Annotated in this window: 9 protein-coding genes; 3 read left to right on the forward strand and 6 right to left on the reverse strand. The window is 63.0% G+C overall.

Annotated elements, in window-relative coordinates; genetic code table 11:
* Positions 1-17: 17 nt before the first annotated feature.
* Both MJP36_RS25920 and MJP36_RS25925 read right to left on the reverse strand, forming a co-directional pair.
* Entirely contained in the window at positions 18-767 is a 750-nt protein-coding gene (locus MJP36_RS25920; protein ID WP_244384357.1) for a tetratricopeptide repeat protein, read from the reverse strand.
* 1 nt (position 768) lies between these two features.
* Positions 769-1449, reverse strand: coding sequence for a Fe2+-dependent dioxygenase (locus MJP36_RS25925; protein WP_025856255.1), 681 nt, complete (start codon positions 1447-1449; stop codon positions 769-771).
* A 204-nt stretch (positions 1450-1653) separates the two neighbouring features.
* Here MJP36_RS25925 and MJP36_RS25930 point away from each other — a divergent pair, with 204 nt between their 5' ends.
* Both MJP36_RS25930 and MJP36_RS25935 read left to right on the forward strand, forming a co-directional pair.
* Positions 1654-3948: a TonB-dependent receptor gene (locus tag MJP36_RS25930; protein WP_244384358.1), complete on the forward strand. Its 2295-nt coding sequence runs from the start codon at positions 1654-1656 to the stop codon at positions 3946-3948.
* 136 nt (positions 3949-4084) lie between these two features.
* Positions 4085-6610, forward strand: a complete 2526-nt coding sequence (locus MJP36_RS25935) for a PepSY domain-containing protein (protein WP_244384359.1) — start codon at positions 4085-4087, stop codon at positions 6608-6610.
* Positions 6611-6788: 178 nt separating this feature from the next.
* Here MJP36_RS25935 and MJP36_RS25940 read toward each other — a convergent pair whose 3' ends face one another.
* The 4 genes from MJP36_RS25940 to ptsP are packed head-to-tail and all read right to left on the reverse strand — an operon-like array spanning position 6789 to position 13875.
* Positions 6789-8330 carry an alkaline phosphatase D family protein gene (locus MJP36_RS25940; protein ID WP_244384360.1) on the reverse strand — a complete coding sequence of 514 codons (1542 nt, stop codon included), beginning with the start codon at positions 8328-8330 and terminating at the stop codon, positions 6789-6791.
* Between the two features lie 44 nt (positions 8331-8374).
* Positions 8375-10084: a PTS fructose-like transporter subunit IIB gene (locus MJP36_RS25945; protein ID WP_161548288.1), complete on the reverse strand. Its 1710-nt coding sequence runs from the start codon at positions 10082-10084 to the stop codon at positions 8375-8377.
* 11 nt (positions 10085-10095) lie between these two features.
* Positions 10096-11016, reverse strand: a complete 921-nt coding sequence (pfkB, locus tag MJP36_RS25950; RefSeq protein WP_244384361.1) for a 1-phosphofructokinase — start codon at positions 11014-11016, stop codon at positions 10096-10098.
* Positions 11017-13875 (reverse strand): phosphoenolpyruvate--protein phosphotransferase, encoded by a 2859-nt coding sequence (gene ptsP, locus MJP36_RS25955; RefSeq protein ID WP_244384363.1) that lies wholly within the window; start codon positions 13873-13875, stop codon positions 11017-11019.
* 293 nt (positions 13876-14168) lie between these two features.
* Here ptsP and cra point away from each other — a divergent pair, with 293 nt between their 5' ends.
* Positions 14169-15164, forward strand: coding sequence for a catabolite repressor/activator (gene cra / locus MJP36_RS25960; protein WP_060754879.1), 996 nt, complete (start codon positions 14169-14171; stop codon positions 15162-15164).
* Positions 15165-15166 lie beyond the last annotated feature (2 nt).

Below are 15166 nucleotides of genomic sequence, written 5' to 3' on the forward strand. Positions count from 1 at the left end.
ATGGGTTTTTTTATGCCTCAAGACAAGCTGGCGGCGCGTTGCCGGTAGGCGTGCGCCATTGCGCGGACCTGCGGATCATTGGCCGCCGCCAAAGCCTTGTGCGCCGTCAGCAGAAACTTGCGATTGCCGCCCGCCAATGCTTTGCGCAGCCAACCCAACGCTTCATCGATTTGCGCTCTATCAGCCAGCACCGCCGCGTAACTGAATTGCCCGCGAAAATCACCGCCCTCGGCGGAGCGGCGGTACCACTCGACAGCGGCCTCCAGATCCCTTGGGCAACACTGCCCGTCTTCCAGATAACGGCCCACCAGATTCATGGATTTGGCATGGCCCTGCTCTGCCGCCAGGCGATACAGCCTCAACGCTTGCCGTCGGTCTTCAGCAACACCTCGGCCGGTCGCCAGCAGATTGGCATAGTTGTACTGGCCCCAATCCAACCCAGCCTGCGCCGCCAGGCGATATTCCCGCGCAGCCGCCGCCTCGTCGATGGCACAGCCCCAACCATGCTCCAGGCAACGCCCGGCCATGTTGCGCGCCATTAAATGGCCGCGCTTGGCTGCAATCTGAAACCAGCGCAATGCCAGCGCTTCATCCCGCGCAATGCCGCGCCCTTCCAGCAGGATCTGCCCCAGCAACGCCTGCGCGTCAGTCACACCTTCCTTCGCCGCCATCAGGATCGCCTGGGCTGCGCGCACCGGGGAGTCGTCGAGCATGCTTTGCAGTTGCTCGACGTTGAGCACTTCCTCGCGGCGCAATAAAAAACCCATGTCAGACCTCGACCCAGCGACGCAACAGGTTGTGGTAGGTGCCGGTCAGTTGGATCAGGGCCGGGTGGTCGGGGACGTCGCGGGTCAGTTGCTGGATGGCACCGTCCATCTCGAACAGCAAGGTGCGCTGACTGTCTTCACGCACCAGGCTCTGGGTCCAGAAGAACGAGGCATAACGCGCACCGCGGGTCACGGCGTTGACTTTATGCAGGCTGGAGCCGGGGTACAGCACCATGTCACCGGCCGGCAACTTGACCCGTTGCAGGCCGAAGGTGTCCTGGATTTCCAATTCGCCGCCGTCGTACTCATCCGGGTCGCTGAAAAACAGGGTAGACGACAGGTCGGTGCGCACCCGCTCGTGACTGCCCCGCGCCTGGCGCACGGCGTTGTCGATATGGAAGTCGAAACTGCCGCCGGCGGTGTAACAGTTAAGCAACGGCGGGAAGACCTTGTGCGGCAACGCGGCGGACATGAACAGCGGGTTTTTCCACAACCGCTCCAGCATTGCGGCGCCAATTTCCTTGGCCAGCGGGTGGCCTTCGGGCAATTGCAGGTTGTGCTTGGCTTTGGCGGACTGGTGCCCGGCAGTGATCTTGCCGTCGGCCCATTCTGTGGTTTCCAGGGCCTGGCGAATGCGCTGCACTTCCTCACGAGAGAACAGGCCGGGTATGTGCAGCAGCATGGGGCAGCCCCTGAATACGGAAAGGCGCTAATGGTATTGATTCTTATCCTCCATGTAAAACATCCAGACGAATGAGTGCGTGGAAACCGTAAAGCAAAAGTGTAAAGAATGTAAATTAAATGCGAATAGCAATGTATCGCAATTGATAGAAAGTCTTGTTGAGCCTATATTCCGCGGCCTCACATCCTTGGGGAAGGACACGTCATGTCGCGCACCACTACAAAAACACCGGCCAGTTCACCACGCATGCTGGCATCGGCCATCGGCGTCGCCCTCACTGCCGGCTCTGTCGCCCACCTGGCGCAAGCGGCTGAAGCCACTGAACCCAAAGGCGAGCGCAACAGCATCTCCCTGGGTGCCACCAGCATCACCGGCCAGGAACAGGACAACACCTCCTACCAGGTGGAAAAGGCCTCCTCGCAGAAGTACACCGCCCCGCTGGTGGACACCCCGCGATCGGTCACTGTAGTACCGCAACAAGTCCTGAAAGACACCGCCGCCACTTCGCTGCAGGATGCCCTGCGCACCGTACCGGGGATTACCTTTGGTGCCGGTGAAGGCGGCAACCCTCAAGGCGACCGTCCCTTCATCCGTGGTTTTGACGCCCAGGGCGACACCTATCTGGACGGCGTGCGCGACACCGGCGGCCAGAGCCGCGAAATCTTCGACATCGAGTCGATTGAAGTCAGCAAAGGACCGAACTCGTCCTTCGGCGGTCGCGGCTCGGCCGGCGGCAGCCTCAACCTGGTCAGCAAGACGCCCCAGGCGCGGGACTTCACCAACGGTGGCTTCACCTACGGCTCCGACCAGACCCGCCGCTACGTACTCGACGTGAACCGCCAGTTCCTCGACAACGCCGCGTTCCGCCTGAACCTGATGAGCCACGAGCAGAATGTGGCCGGCCGCGATGCGATCAATTACGACCGTTGGGGTGTAGCGCCGTCGCTGACTTTCGGCCTGGGCACACCGACCCGCGTCAACCTCAGCTACTACCACATGGAAAGCGATGATCTGCCGGATTCGGGCGTTCCCTATGGCTACAGCAACAGCGGCGCCAAAGCCGTCCATGTACACGACAAACCCACCGACGGCGGCAACAGCAGCAACTTTTACGGCTTGAAAGACCGCGACTTCCGCAAAACCCGCGCCGACATCAGCACGTTCTCCGTCGAGCACGACTTGAACGACAACATGACGCTGAAAAACACCCTGCGCCACGGCAGTACCGGCCAGGATTACATCCTCACCCAGCCCGACGACAGCCAGCACAACGTCAACCAGTTCGGCACCGTGTGGCGTCGCGCGAACACTCGCGTTTCCACCACCGAAACCACCACCAACCAGACCGACCTGTTTGGTAATTTCCAACTGGCGGGCATTAAGCACTCCTACTCCACCGGCCTGGAATTCACCGGGGAAGAAACCCGCGTCAGCGGCTACACCGTGTCACCCAACGCCAACCCGAGCGGCGGCTGCAAACCCGGCCTGGTCGGCAGCAGCGGCGGGAGTTGCACCTCCCTGGGCAACCCCAACCCGGACGACGCCTGGACCGGTAGCGCCACACGCAACTACATGGGCACCAATACCAAAGCCACCAGCCGCGCGGCGTACGTATTCGATACCATCGAACTCGACCCGAAATGGTTGCTGAACATGGGCCTGCGTTACGATACCTTCGACACCGTGGCCAACAGCAATGCCACCAACGGCCGCAGCAAAATCAAGAACGACAGCCAGTTCTTCAACTGGCAGGCGGGCCTGGTCTGGAAGCCGATGGAGAACGGCAGCATTTACACCTCTTACGCCACTTCGGCATCGCCAGCCGGCGGCCTGGTGGGTGAAGGTGCCGATGGCAACCCGCTGTCGGCCGGTGCCGCCACCAGCGACCTGAAGCCAGAAGAAACCGTCAACTACGAGCTGGGTACCAAGTGGGACCTGTTCCACAACCGCCTGTCCCTGACCGCGGCGGTATTTCGCACCGAGAAGAAAAACACGCGAATCCTGGTGGATTCGATGACCTACCAGAACGCCGGTGAGTCCCGTGTTGACGGCCTGGAGCTGTCCGCCAGCGGCAAGCTCACCGACCAATGGCAAGTGTTCGCGGGCTACAGCTACCTGAAAAGCGAGCTGGTGGACGCAGGTCTCAACGGCCGCAACGGTGTCGTCAGCACCGGCTCGAACAAAGGCAATGAAATGCCCAACACGCCGAAGAACACCTTCAGCCTGTGGACCACCTACGACATCACCCCAAAACTGACCATCGGCGGCGGTGCGTTCTACGTCGATCAGGTTTACGGCGATGCGGCCAACACCGTGTACGTACCGTCCTACACCCGCTACGACGCCATGGCCAGTTACAAGCTGACCAAGAACATCGACCTGCAATTGAACGTGCAAAACCTGACCGACAAGACCTACTACGACAAAGCCTACGCGGCGCACTTCGCCAACCAGGCGGCCGGTCGTACGGCGCTGTTGACCACCAGCTTCCACTTCTAAAAGCGGTCAACGCCCCGGCAAAAGCCCCACGCATCGGATGCGTGGGGCTTTTGCATGTAAAAAAGAATGTTTCTCGACAACTCACGGCATAATGCGCGCCGTGACGAACAAATCCAGATGAGCGAGGCAGTCAGACGTGTTGAAGAAAACCCTGTTTCAGTTGCACTGGTTCTTCGGCATCACGGCCGGGCTGGTGCTGGCGTTGATGGGGATCACTGGGGCTGCGGTTTCGTTTCAGGATGAAATCCTGCGGGCGCTCAACCCCAGGGTACTGACCGTGGAAAAACGCGAGGCCGGCGTGCTGCCTCCCGCCGAGCTGGTGCGCAAGCTCAAAGCCCGTGAGGGCAAGAGCGTGTCGATGCTGTGGGTGGAAACCGAAAGCGGCAATGCCGCCCGCGTGTACTTCACCGCGCCACCGGGTGAGCGGCGTGGCCAGATGCGCTACTTCGACCCGTACACCGGCGATGACAGGGGCGATGCCGTCGGCCAGGATGTGCTCGGCTTCATTCTGCAACTGCACCGTTTCCTCGCCATGGGCGAAACCGGGCGCAACATCACCGGCGCCTGCACGCTGATCCTGGTGTTCTTCTGCCTCTCCGGCCTGTACCTGCGCTGGCCACGCCAAGTGGCGAACTGGCGTGCCTGGCTGACCCTGGACTGGCGCAAAAAGGGTCGCAGTTTCAACTGGGACCTGCACTCGGTGTTCGGCACCTGGTGCCTGTTGTTCTACCTGTTTTCGGCGCTGACCGGTCTGTATTGGTCCTACGACTGGTACAGGCAGGGCCTCACCAGCCTGCTGTCGGACGCCCCGCATAACGAGCGCGTGCGCAAGCGCGGACCGGCGCCTCAAGGTCCGGCCCCGGAGGCCAACTACGACGCCATCTGGAGCAGCATCTACGCGAATGCCGGCCCCGACTTGAGCGCCTACAACATTCGTATGCCGGCCGTCGCCGGGCAGCCGGCCACCGTCTACTACCTGCTTAGCTCATCGCCGCATGACCGGGCGTTGAACCAGATCGATCTGGACCCGGTCACCGGCGAGGTCCAATCCCACGACCAGTACGCGGCCCAGTCCCTCAAGTCCCAGTGGCTCACCAGCATCTACGCGCTGCACACCGGCAGCTACTTTGGCCTGACCGGCAGGATCATCCTCACCGTCGCTTCGTTGTTGATGCCGCTGTTCTTTATCACGGGCTGGCTGCTGTACCTCGACCGGCGCCGCAAAAAACGCCAGGTGCGCGATGCGCGCAAGGGCCTGGGCGCCAACCCGGGCAACGCCCCAGCCTGGTTGATCGGTTTTGCCAGCCAGAGCGGCTTTGCCGAGCAGTTGGCCTGGCAAACGGCCGCGCAATTGCAGGCCGCCGGGGTGCCCGTGAAGGTGCAACCTCTGGGCAGCGTCAGCCAAAACGACTTGAGCCAGTCGGAAAATGCACTGTTCGTAGTCAGCACCTTCGGTGATGGTGAAGCGCCAGACAGCGCCCGTGGTTTTGAGCGCAACGTGCTCGGCCAGGACCTGTCCCTCAAAGGCCTGAACTACTCGGTACTGGCCCTGGGTGATCGTCAATATGAACACTTCTGCGGCTTTGCCCGACGCCTGCATTTCTGGCTGACCCATCAGGGCGGCAACGCCTTGTTCGCCCCGGTGGAAGTCGACAGCGGCGATACCGCAGCCCTGTCGACCTGGCAACAGCAACTGGGCCAACTCACCGGCCACGCGCCTGCAGCGGCCTGGCAGGCCGCACCGTATGAAAACTGGACCCTCAGCCAACGCACCCTGCTCAATCGCGACAGCGTCGGCGCCGGCATCTACCTGCTGGGCCTGACACCGCCGTCGCCGCAAACCTGGCTGGCGGGCGACCTGGTGGAAGTGCTGCCGCGCAACAGCCTGGGGGCCGTCGAACACTTCCTTGAGGGCATGGGCCTGGCCGGTGACGACAGCGTGGTTATCGATGGCTTGGCGCAACCCCTCGAACAGGCTCTGGCCACCCGCCAATTACCGACCCACCGTGCGCACCTGGTCGGCCTGCACGCCCAGGCGCTGGTGAACGCGCTGGTGCCCCTGGGCATGCGTGAATACTCCATCGCCTCGATTGCCAGCGACGGCGTGCTGGAACTGATCGTGCGCCAGGAACGTCATCCCGACGGCAGCCTGGGGCTCGGCTCGGGCTGGTTGACCGAGCACGCAGCAATCGGCTCGGGCATCAGCCTGCGCTTACGGCGTAACAGCGGCTTTCACTTGCCACAAACCCCGGTGCCGCTGATTCTGCTGGGCAACGGCACAGGCCTCGCGGGCCTGCGCAGCTTGCTCAAAGCGCGTATTACCGATGGCCAGCAGCGCAACTGGCTGCTGTTCGGCGAACGCAATATCAAGCACGATTTCCTCTGCCAGGACGAGTTGCATGGCTGGCTGGCCAGCGGCGATCTGGCCCTGCTCGACCTGGCGTTTTCCCGCGATCAGGCAGAGAAAATCTATGTACAGGACCGACTGCGTGAGTCGGCAGACGTACTGCGCAAATGGCTGGCCGATGGCGCAGCCATTTATGTGTGCGGCAGTTTGCAGGGGATGGCAGCGGGCGTGGACCAAGTGCTGCATGACGTGCTCGGCCGTGAAGCGGTGGAACGCTTGATTGAGCAAGGCCGCTATCGTCGAGATGTCTACTGACCCTCGAAAGCCGATGGAGATCCGGGGACTTGTAGTGAGCGGGCTTGCCCCGCGCTGGGTGGCGCAGCCGCCCCAACAAAGACGCCGCAGTATTTCAGAAGGACCGAGGTGCCTGGGTTTGGGGCGGCTGCGCCACCCAGCGCGGGGCAAGCCCGCTCACTACAGACCCACCAACAAATCAGGCGGGTTGGAGTTTTTGCTGGAATACGGACACGCCGTCTAGGTCGCGCAAAGTCACTGTCAGCTCCGCCGTCTGCCCATCAATCTGCACTTCGCCAAAAAACTGGAACCCGGCAAACGGCGAGCTGTTCTGCGCAGCTGGAGCCTTTTGGAAAACCACCTCGGGGCCAAACGTCTTATCCAGTGGGTTTGGCCCGAAACTGCCCGCGTTCAATGGCCCGGCGACAAACTCCCAGAACGGCTCGAAATCCTGGAACGCCGCGCGATCCGGGTGATAGTGATGCGCCGCGCAGTAATGCACATCAGCCGTCAGCCACACGTGGTTGCGGACCTGCTGCGCCCTTAAAAAGCCCAACAACTCGGCCACTTCCAGCTCGCGGCCTTGCGGTGCGCCCGGGTCATTGTTGGCGATGGCTTCCCAGCGCGGTACGCCTGGGCTGACCTCACCATCCGGCACGCCGAGACCGATGGGCATGTCGGCGGCGATGACTTTCCATTGCGCCTGGGACGCCTTGAGCTCACGTTTGAGCCAGTCCAGTTGTTCACGCCCCATAAAGGGTTTTTCGCCGCCCAGGTTGTCGTCGTTAGGCCCGCGATAACTGCGCATATCCAGCACGAACACATCCAGCAGCGGACCATAGCTGAGCTTGCGGTAAATACGCCCGCCGCCGTCGGCGCTCTGCCGGCGCATCGGCGAATATTCCAGCCAGGCCTGACGCGCACGCCCCACCAGCGTGTTGATGTCCTTGACCTGATAACGCTCGTCCAGTTGCTTGCTCGGCGACCAGTTATTGACCACTTCGTGATCGTCCCATTGCCAGATCTGCGGCACCTCGGCATTGAAGCGGCGCACATTTTCGTCCATCAGGTTGTAACGATAATTGCCGCGGTAGTCATCGAGGGTTTCAGCAACCTTGCTCTTGGCCTCGGTGGTGATGTTGCGCCAGATACGCCCGTCCTCGACCGTGAGTTGCGCCGGCACCGGGCCGTCGGCGTAGATGGTGTCGCCGCTGTGGATAAAGAAGTCCGGCAGGCGCAGGCGCATGGCTTCGTAGATGCGCATGCCGCCGATGTCCGGATTGATGCCGAAGCCTTGGCCAACGGTATCGCCGCTCCATACAAAGCGAATGTCGCGACGCTGCTGCGGCACACTGCGCAGGTGGCCGAACCAGGGCTCGCTGGCGACACCGGTCTGGGCATCCTCGAAGTGCACGCGGTAGAAAATCGCCTGATCGACCGGCAGCCCGGTCAGCTCGACGCGAGCGGTAAAGTCACTGCGCAGGTCGGCCAGAGGGGAAACAAAACGACGGGGGTTGCTGAACACACTGCGGGTGTCCCACTCCACCACCATCCTGGCCGGGCGATCACTGCGGCTCCAGATCATGGCGCGGTCGCCGAGCAAGTCACCGGACTGCACCCCATCGGTGAGTTGCGGGCGGTCCTTGACCGAAGCAATCACCGCCGGGGCCAGGCCCGGCAGTAGAATGCCGGCGCCGACGGCTTGCATTACACGGCGACGGCCGAGATCGAAGTGGCTCATGCAGGTGCCCTCTTGAGTATCAAAAGGGCCACTAAAGCATGCGCTTATGACACCGTTGCGACAGCCACCGGCGCCGCGTCCGGACGCTTGATCAACGCGTAGACCAGACCAGTCAGCAGGCTGCCGGCCACAATCGCCAGCAAGTACAGCAATGCATGGTTCATCGCATTCGGAATCACCAGCACAAACAAGCCGCCGTGAGGCGCCGCGAGTTTGCAGCCAAAATACATCGACAGCGCACCGGTCAAGGCACCACCGGCGATACTCGCCGGGATCACCCGCAGCGGGTCTTTGGCGGCGAACGGGATCGCGCCCTCAGAGATAAAGCACAACCCTAGAATCATCGCGGCCTTGCCGGCTTCGCGTTCGGTCTGGGCGAACTTGCGTCGCGCCAGGAACGTCGCGATGCCCATGCCGATCGGCGGCACCATGCCTGCGGCCATGGTCGCAGCCATGGGCGCCCCGCTCTGCGCCGCCAACAGACCGACGGAAAACGCATACGCGGCCTTGTTGATCGGCCCGCCCAGGTCGACACACATCATGCCGCCCAACAGAATGCCCAGCAGCACCGCGTTGGTGGTGCCCATGGTGCTGAGAAAATCGGTCAAGCCCGTGAGCATGCGCGCCACCGGCGGGCCGACCAGATAAATCATCACCAGCCCGGTGAACAGACTGGCCAGCAACGGGATGATCAGGATCGGCTTGAGCGCCTCCAGGCTCTGCGGCAACTGCACCGCGCGGGTGATCAACTTGACGCAGTAACCGGCCAGGAAACCGGCAAAAATGCCGCCGATAAACCCGGCCCCCAGCGTGCCCGCGAGCAAGCCGCCGATCATGCCGGGCGCCAGGCCTGGACGGTCGGCAATCGAGTAGGCGATGTAGCCCGCCAGCAGCGGTACCATCAGCATGAAGGCTTGGTCGCCGACGATCTTGAGGGCCGAGGCCAAGGTGCCTTTTTCTTCGAAGGCATGGATGCCGAACACGAACGACAAGGCGATCAGCAAGCCGCCCGCCACCACCATCGGCAACATGAACGACACACCCGTGAGCAGGTGTTTGTACACCCCGGTTTTTTCCGGCTTGGCCACCGCGCCACTGGCGGCGTTTTCCACCGCGCCTTCGGCCAGGGCGTTGTTGAGGGTCGCTTCGGATTGCTTGAGGGCGATGCCAGTCCCACAACGGTAGATCTTCTTGCCGGCGAAGCGCTCGGTGGCGACTTCGATGTCCGCCGCGAGCAACACCACATCGGCATTGGCGATAGCTTCCGGGCTCAGGGGGGTGCGGGCACCGACCGAACCTTGAGTCTCGACCTGCAAGTCATAACCCAAGCGCTTGGCGGTTTGCTGCAAGGCTTCGGCGGCCATGAAGGTGTGTGCGACGCCGGTGGGGCATGCGGTAATCGCGACGATACGCGGCGCGTTTTTTACCGCCTGTTGTGTCTCGACATACACCTGGGCTTCTTCGGCGCCTAGGCGCAACACCGCCTCGACATCGGCCAAGGCTTGAGCAGGCGTACTTTGGAACACGCGTTTGCCGACAAACCGCTGCATGTCGACCGGCGTGCTGCTGACCAGCAGCACCCACTCGGCGGCATCGATCGTCGCCTGGGACAACTGGCGCTCCGGGCGTGCGACGTCCACCACTTCGACGCTGGTGCTCCAACCCTGGCGTTGCGCGGCGGCGTCCAGCAAGCGAGCACACAGCACACTGGTAACCATGCCGTTCGGGCAGGCGGTAACAATGGCTAACTTCATCACAAACCCTCTTATTGTTCTGTCAGCGCGCGCACATCGACGCCGCTTTCCAGACGCGCCAACTGCGCGTCATCGCTGATGCCGAAACCGATCTGCGTGACCGCCATGGCGGCAATCGCGGTGGCGCGGCGCAGGGTCTGCTCGGGCGCGTCGCCGCTGAGCAAACCGTGCAGCATGCCGGCCAGCAGCGAGTCGCCGGCGCCGACGGTGCTGGCGACGCTGACCTTGGGCGGCGTGGCGTGCAACGCCACGCCCGGGCTGTACCAGTTCACGCCGGCGGCGCCATCGGAAACCACCACATGCTCCACGCCTTGCCGATGCAGGCGGCTGATGGTGTCTGCGGCGTTATCCAGGGCTTCGGCCAGCTCTTCAGTGTTGGGCTTGACCAACCAGGGACCGGCTTGCAAACCCGCACGCAGGGCTTCGCCGCTGGTGTCCAGGGCGACCTTCAAGCCGAGGTCCTTCAATGTTGCGAGCAAGCCTTGGAACCACTGCACACTGACACCACGCGGCAAACTGCCGGCAACCACCACGGCCTCATGGCCGGGCGCAATCAAGGCAAGCTGATTGAGCAGCGCCAACTGCGCCTGCTCGCTGACCTGTGGCCCCGGGGCATTGATGTCAGTGACCCGGCCGCCCTGTTCGGCGATCTTGATGTTGCTGCGGGTTTCGCCCGGTACGCGGATAAACGCATCGGCAAAACCGCGCCGCGCAATCAGCGCCTCGAAGGCATGGGGGTTGTCTTCACCGAGAAAGCCGCCGACGGTGACTTGGTGGCCCAAATCGGCCAACACCTGGGCCACGTTCACCCCCTTGCCGGCAGCGTGGGTGAGCAGAGGCTCGCTGCGGTTGACGGCGCCCGGTTCCAGGCACGCCAGGCGCACCGTGAGGTCGAGCGCCGGGTTCAGCGTCAGGGTCAGAATCTTCGCCATTTACACGGCCTCCACAAGGGCACGCACGTCGGCGGGCGAGCCCAGCGCGAGTGCTTTTTGCGCCAGGCCCTGGGCCTCGCTCAGACTGAATTCCCGCACCCGCGCCTTCACTTCTGGAATGCTGCGGGCCGAAACGCTCAATTCATCCACACCCAGGCCGACCAGCACCGGCACCGCCAGCGGGTCGGCCGCCAGTTCGCCGCACACGCCAACCCACTTGCCGTGGGCATGGGCGGCACGCACGGTGATGTCGATCAATTGCAATACAGCGGGATGCAAGCCATCCGCCTGGGCCGACAGCGTCGGGTGGCCGCGGTCGATGGCCAGGGTGTACTGGGTCAGGTCGTTGGTGCCGACACTGAAGAAGTCCACTTCCTTGGCCAGTACCGGCGCCAGCAACGCAGCGGACGGCACTTCGATCATGATGCCCAACTGCAAATCCGCCACCGGGATTTCCAGGCGCAGGCGCTCGGTCATTTCCCGGGCGGCACGCCATTCGTCCACGCTGCCGACCATGGGAAACATGATGCGCAGCGGGCGGTTGTCCGCCGAGCGCAGCAACGCCCGCAACTGGGCTTCCATGATCTGTGGGCGCTGCAAGGTCAGACGGATGCCGCGCACGCCGAGGAAGGGGTTTTCTTCCTGGGCAATCGGCCAATAGGGCAGCGGTTTGTCCCCACCCACATCCAGGGTGCGCACCACCAGCGGGCGCCCGGCGAGGCCGTCGAGCACGCGGCGGTACTCCGCTTCCTGGGTGGCTTCATCCGGCGCCTGCGGGTGGGCCATGAAAATCAGCTCGGTGCGCAACAGCCCGATGCCTTCGGCCCCCTGCTCCACCGCACCGGCAACCCCGGCGCTTTCGCCGATGTTGGCGAAGACTTCCACGCCATGGCCGTCGCGGGTCAGTGCCGGTTGATGGCGCTGGGCCGCTGCGGCTTGCAGGCGCTGTTCGCGGGTATCGCGCTCGACCACGGCACGTTGCAGGGTGCTGGCGTCGGGGTCGACATGCAGGCGGCCGCGCTGGCCGTCCAGTAACAATGGCGTTCCGGACGCCAGCAGCAAGACTGCCGAACCGGCCCCCACCAGCGCGGGAATGCCCAGCGCGCGCGCAACAATTGCGCTGTGGGCCGTAGCGCCGCCCCGGGCCGTCAGGATGCCGGCAACACGCGATGGATCGAGGCGCGCCACATCCGAGGGGCCCACTTCGTCCATCACCAGAATGTACGGCTCGCTGGGTTCCTGGGCGGTTTCCACGCCACACAACTGCGCGAGCACCCGGCGACCGATATCCCGCAAGTCGGCGGCGCGCTCCGCGAGCAAGGCGTCCTGCAGCGACTCCTGCTGCCTGGCGGCCGCCTCAATCACGCTCATCCACGCAGCCTGTGCGCTCTCGCCTTGTTTTAGGCGGGTGTCGACTTCGTCGGTCAGTTCCGGATCGTCGAGCATTTCCTGGTGGGTAATGAAGATCTCGCGGATAGCCTTGGCCTGGCTACGCTCGATCAAACCCTGGATATCGCGGCGTACATCAGCCAGGGCCTGGTGCAGGCGCTGGCGTTCAATGGCCGAAGATTCGCCGCGCAGTGGGTAATCGAACACTTGCTGGATCTGGATATGGGCCGGGCCGATGGCGATGCCGGGGGCAGCCGCAATCGCCTGGACCTGGCTGCCGGACAGCGGCGCATTGATCACCGGCTCACTGTCGAGCACTGGCGCAGGGGCGCTTACAGTCGGCAGCGGTTCGACGTCTTCGCCAAGACCCTCCTCTACCGCCGCCAGCAAGGCAGGCAACGCATCACCGGCAATCGTCGGCTCGGCGACAAACTCCAGCACCTGGCCACGGCGTGCACCCAGGCTCAAGAGTTTGCTCAGGCTTTTCACCGACACGGCACCCACCGGGCCATCGACGATGCGTACGCGGATATCGCCGTCGAAGCTTTTCGCCAATTGCGCGAGGATCTTGGCCGGACGCGCGTGCAGGCCATGGGCGTTGGCCAGGGGAATGCTAGCGCTGGGCCAGTCGGCAGGCAGTTCGCCACCGAGCGCTTCGAGCACGGCACGGCTGCTGGTCGCGCGGCCCAGCTCCTGGCCGCGACCTTCAATCAGCAACGCGCACAGGCGCTCCAGTAACGTCTGGTGTGCTTCGCCCAGGCTTGCCAGGCAGAACAGGCCGTGCAGCGGCTGGCCAAGGTAACGCATGGGTTTGTCCGGGGTGACGAACGCCAGGCCCGGACGCTTGACCGTCTGTTCGCTGTGCAACCACCACAGGCCATCACCCAGGGGCAGCGCGTCGACTTGCTGCAATACGGCGGCGAAACCATTGCTGACACAGTCGGCCTGGCGCAACAGCCGGGCACCGCGCCAAACCAGCTCTTCAAAGTCATCGGCGGACACGCCGAGGCTGATCATCTGTGCATCCAGCGCCAGCTCCTGCGGCGCGCCTTGCAGCAGTTTCAGCAAGGCTTCGGCGGAACCGGCGCGGCGCAGCGCCTGGCCCAGGTCGGTCTCGCCGAGGGCGCGGGTCAGCAATTGCAGCAGGCGCAGGTGTTCATCGGATTTGGCGGCAATGCCGATGGCCAGGTAAACGATCTGGCCGTCGCCCCAGTCCACCCCTTCGGGGAACTGCAGCAAGCGCACGCCGGTAGAAAACACCTGGTCGCGGGTCTCGGGAGTACCGTGGGGAATGGCGATGCCTTGGCCGAGAAAGGTCGAGCCTTGGGCTTCACGGGCTTGCAAGCCACTGAGGTAACCCTCGGCGACCAGGCCATCGGCCACCAATTTTTCAGCGAGCAAATGCAAGGCGGCAGATTTATCCACAGCCACCTGGCCCATGGATATCTGCTCTACAGTGAGCTCCAGCATGCCGTTCTCCTAGTTAGTGCAAGGCGTGCACTAGGTATTGTTTTGAATAAATCAGCGCAATGTGTTCAAAAATAACTGACTGAGTGGTCAATTGGCAGTAGCCACTTAGTCACGAACGTCGTAAAAATACGCCAGCTGAAACGTTTAATCTAGAATTTATGGCAGGTTACGCGGTAATTGCGCAAGCTTGAAGGGCCGCTCGGCACTTGAGCTCAGGCATGGGCCACGCGCTGGAATCGGTTACGATTAGACAAAATGTCGGGGCGAGCTCCAAAAAACAAGGAAATCCCGGTTTGAAACTCAGTGATATCGCACGCTTGGCCGGTGTGTCCGTAACCACCGCCAGCTATGTCATCAATGGCAAGGCCGAACAGCAACGCATCAGTAACGCCACCGTCGAGCGGGTGCGTGCGGTGGTTGAAGCCCATGGCTTTACTCCCAACCCCCAGGCGGCCGGGCTGCGCAGCCGGCATACGCGCACCTTGGGCTTCATCCTGCCGGACCTGGAAAACCCCAGTTACGCACGTATCGCCAAGCTGCTGGAGCAAGGGGCGCGGGCACGGGGTTATCAATTGCTGATCGCCAGTTCCGACGATGAGGCCGACAGCGAGCGCCAGTTGCTGCAACTGTTCCGCGCGCGGCGCTGCGATGCGTTGTTTGTCGCCAGTTGCCTGCCGGCCAGCGACGACAGTTACCGCGAGCTGCAAGCCAAGGGTCTGCCGGTGATCGCCATCGACCGGGTCATGGAGCCTGCGCAGTTCTGCTCGGTGGTCAGCGACGACCGCAAGGCCTGCCAGCAACTGACCAGTAGCCTGTTGCTGCCGTTGCCCAAGCAGATTGCGCTGATCGGTGCCCACCCGGAGCTGAGCATCAGCCAGGAACGTGCCGCAGGCTTTCGTGAAGCCCTCAAAGGGTTTGCCGGCGAGGTGATCGTCGAACACGGCGAGGCTTTCAGCCGCGATTGCGGCCGTCAGTTGATGGAGCAACTCCTGCAGCGCTTGGGGCACTTGCCCGACGCGCTGGTGACCACTTCCTACGTGCTGCTGCAAGGCGTGTTCGACGCACTGCATGATTTCCCCCTTAAGTCCCGGCCATTGCGCCTGGGCACGTTCGGTGACACCCAACTGCTGGACTTCCTGCCGTTGCCGGTCAACGCCATGGCCCAGCAACATCAATTGATCGCCGATACCGCCCTGCGCCTGGCGCTGGCGGCGATTGAAGACGAGCAGTATCAGCCTGGCGTGCACGCCATCGGCCGGACCTTCAAGCAGCGCATTCACGAGGCTTGAAC

Source organism: Pseudomonas palleroniana (genome assembly GCF_022836895.1).
GTDB lineage: Bacteria > Pseudomonadota > Gammaproteobacteria > Pseudomonadales > Pseudomonadaceae > Aquipseudomonas > Aquipseudomonas palleroniana.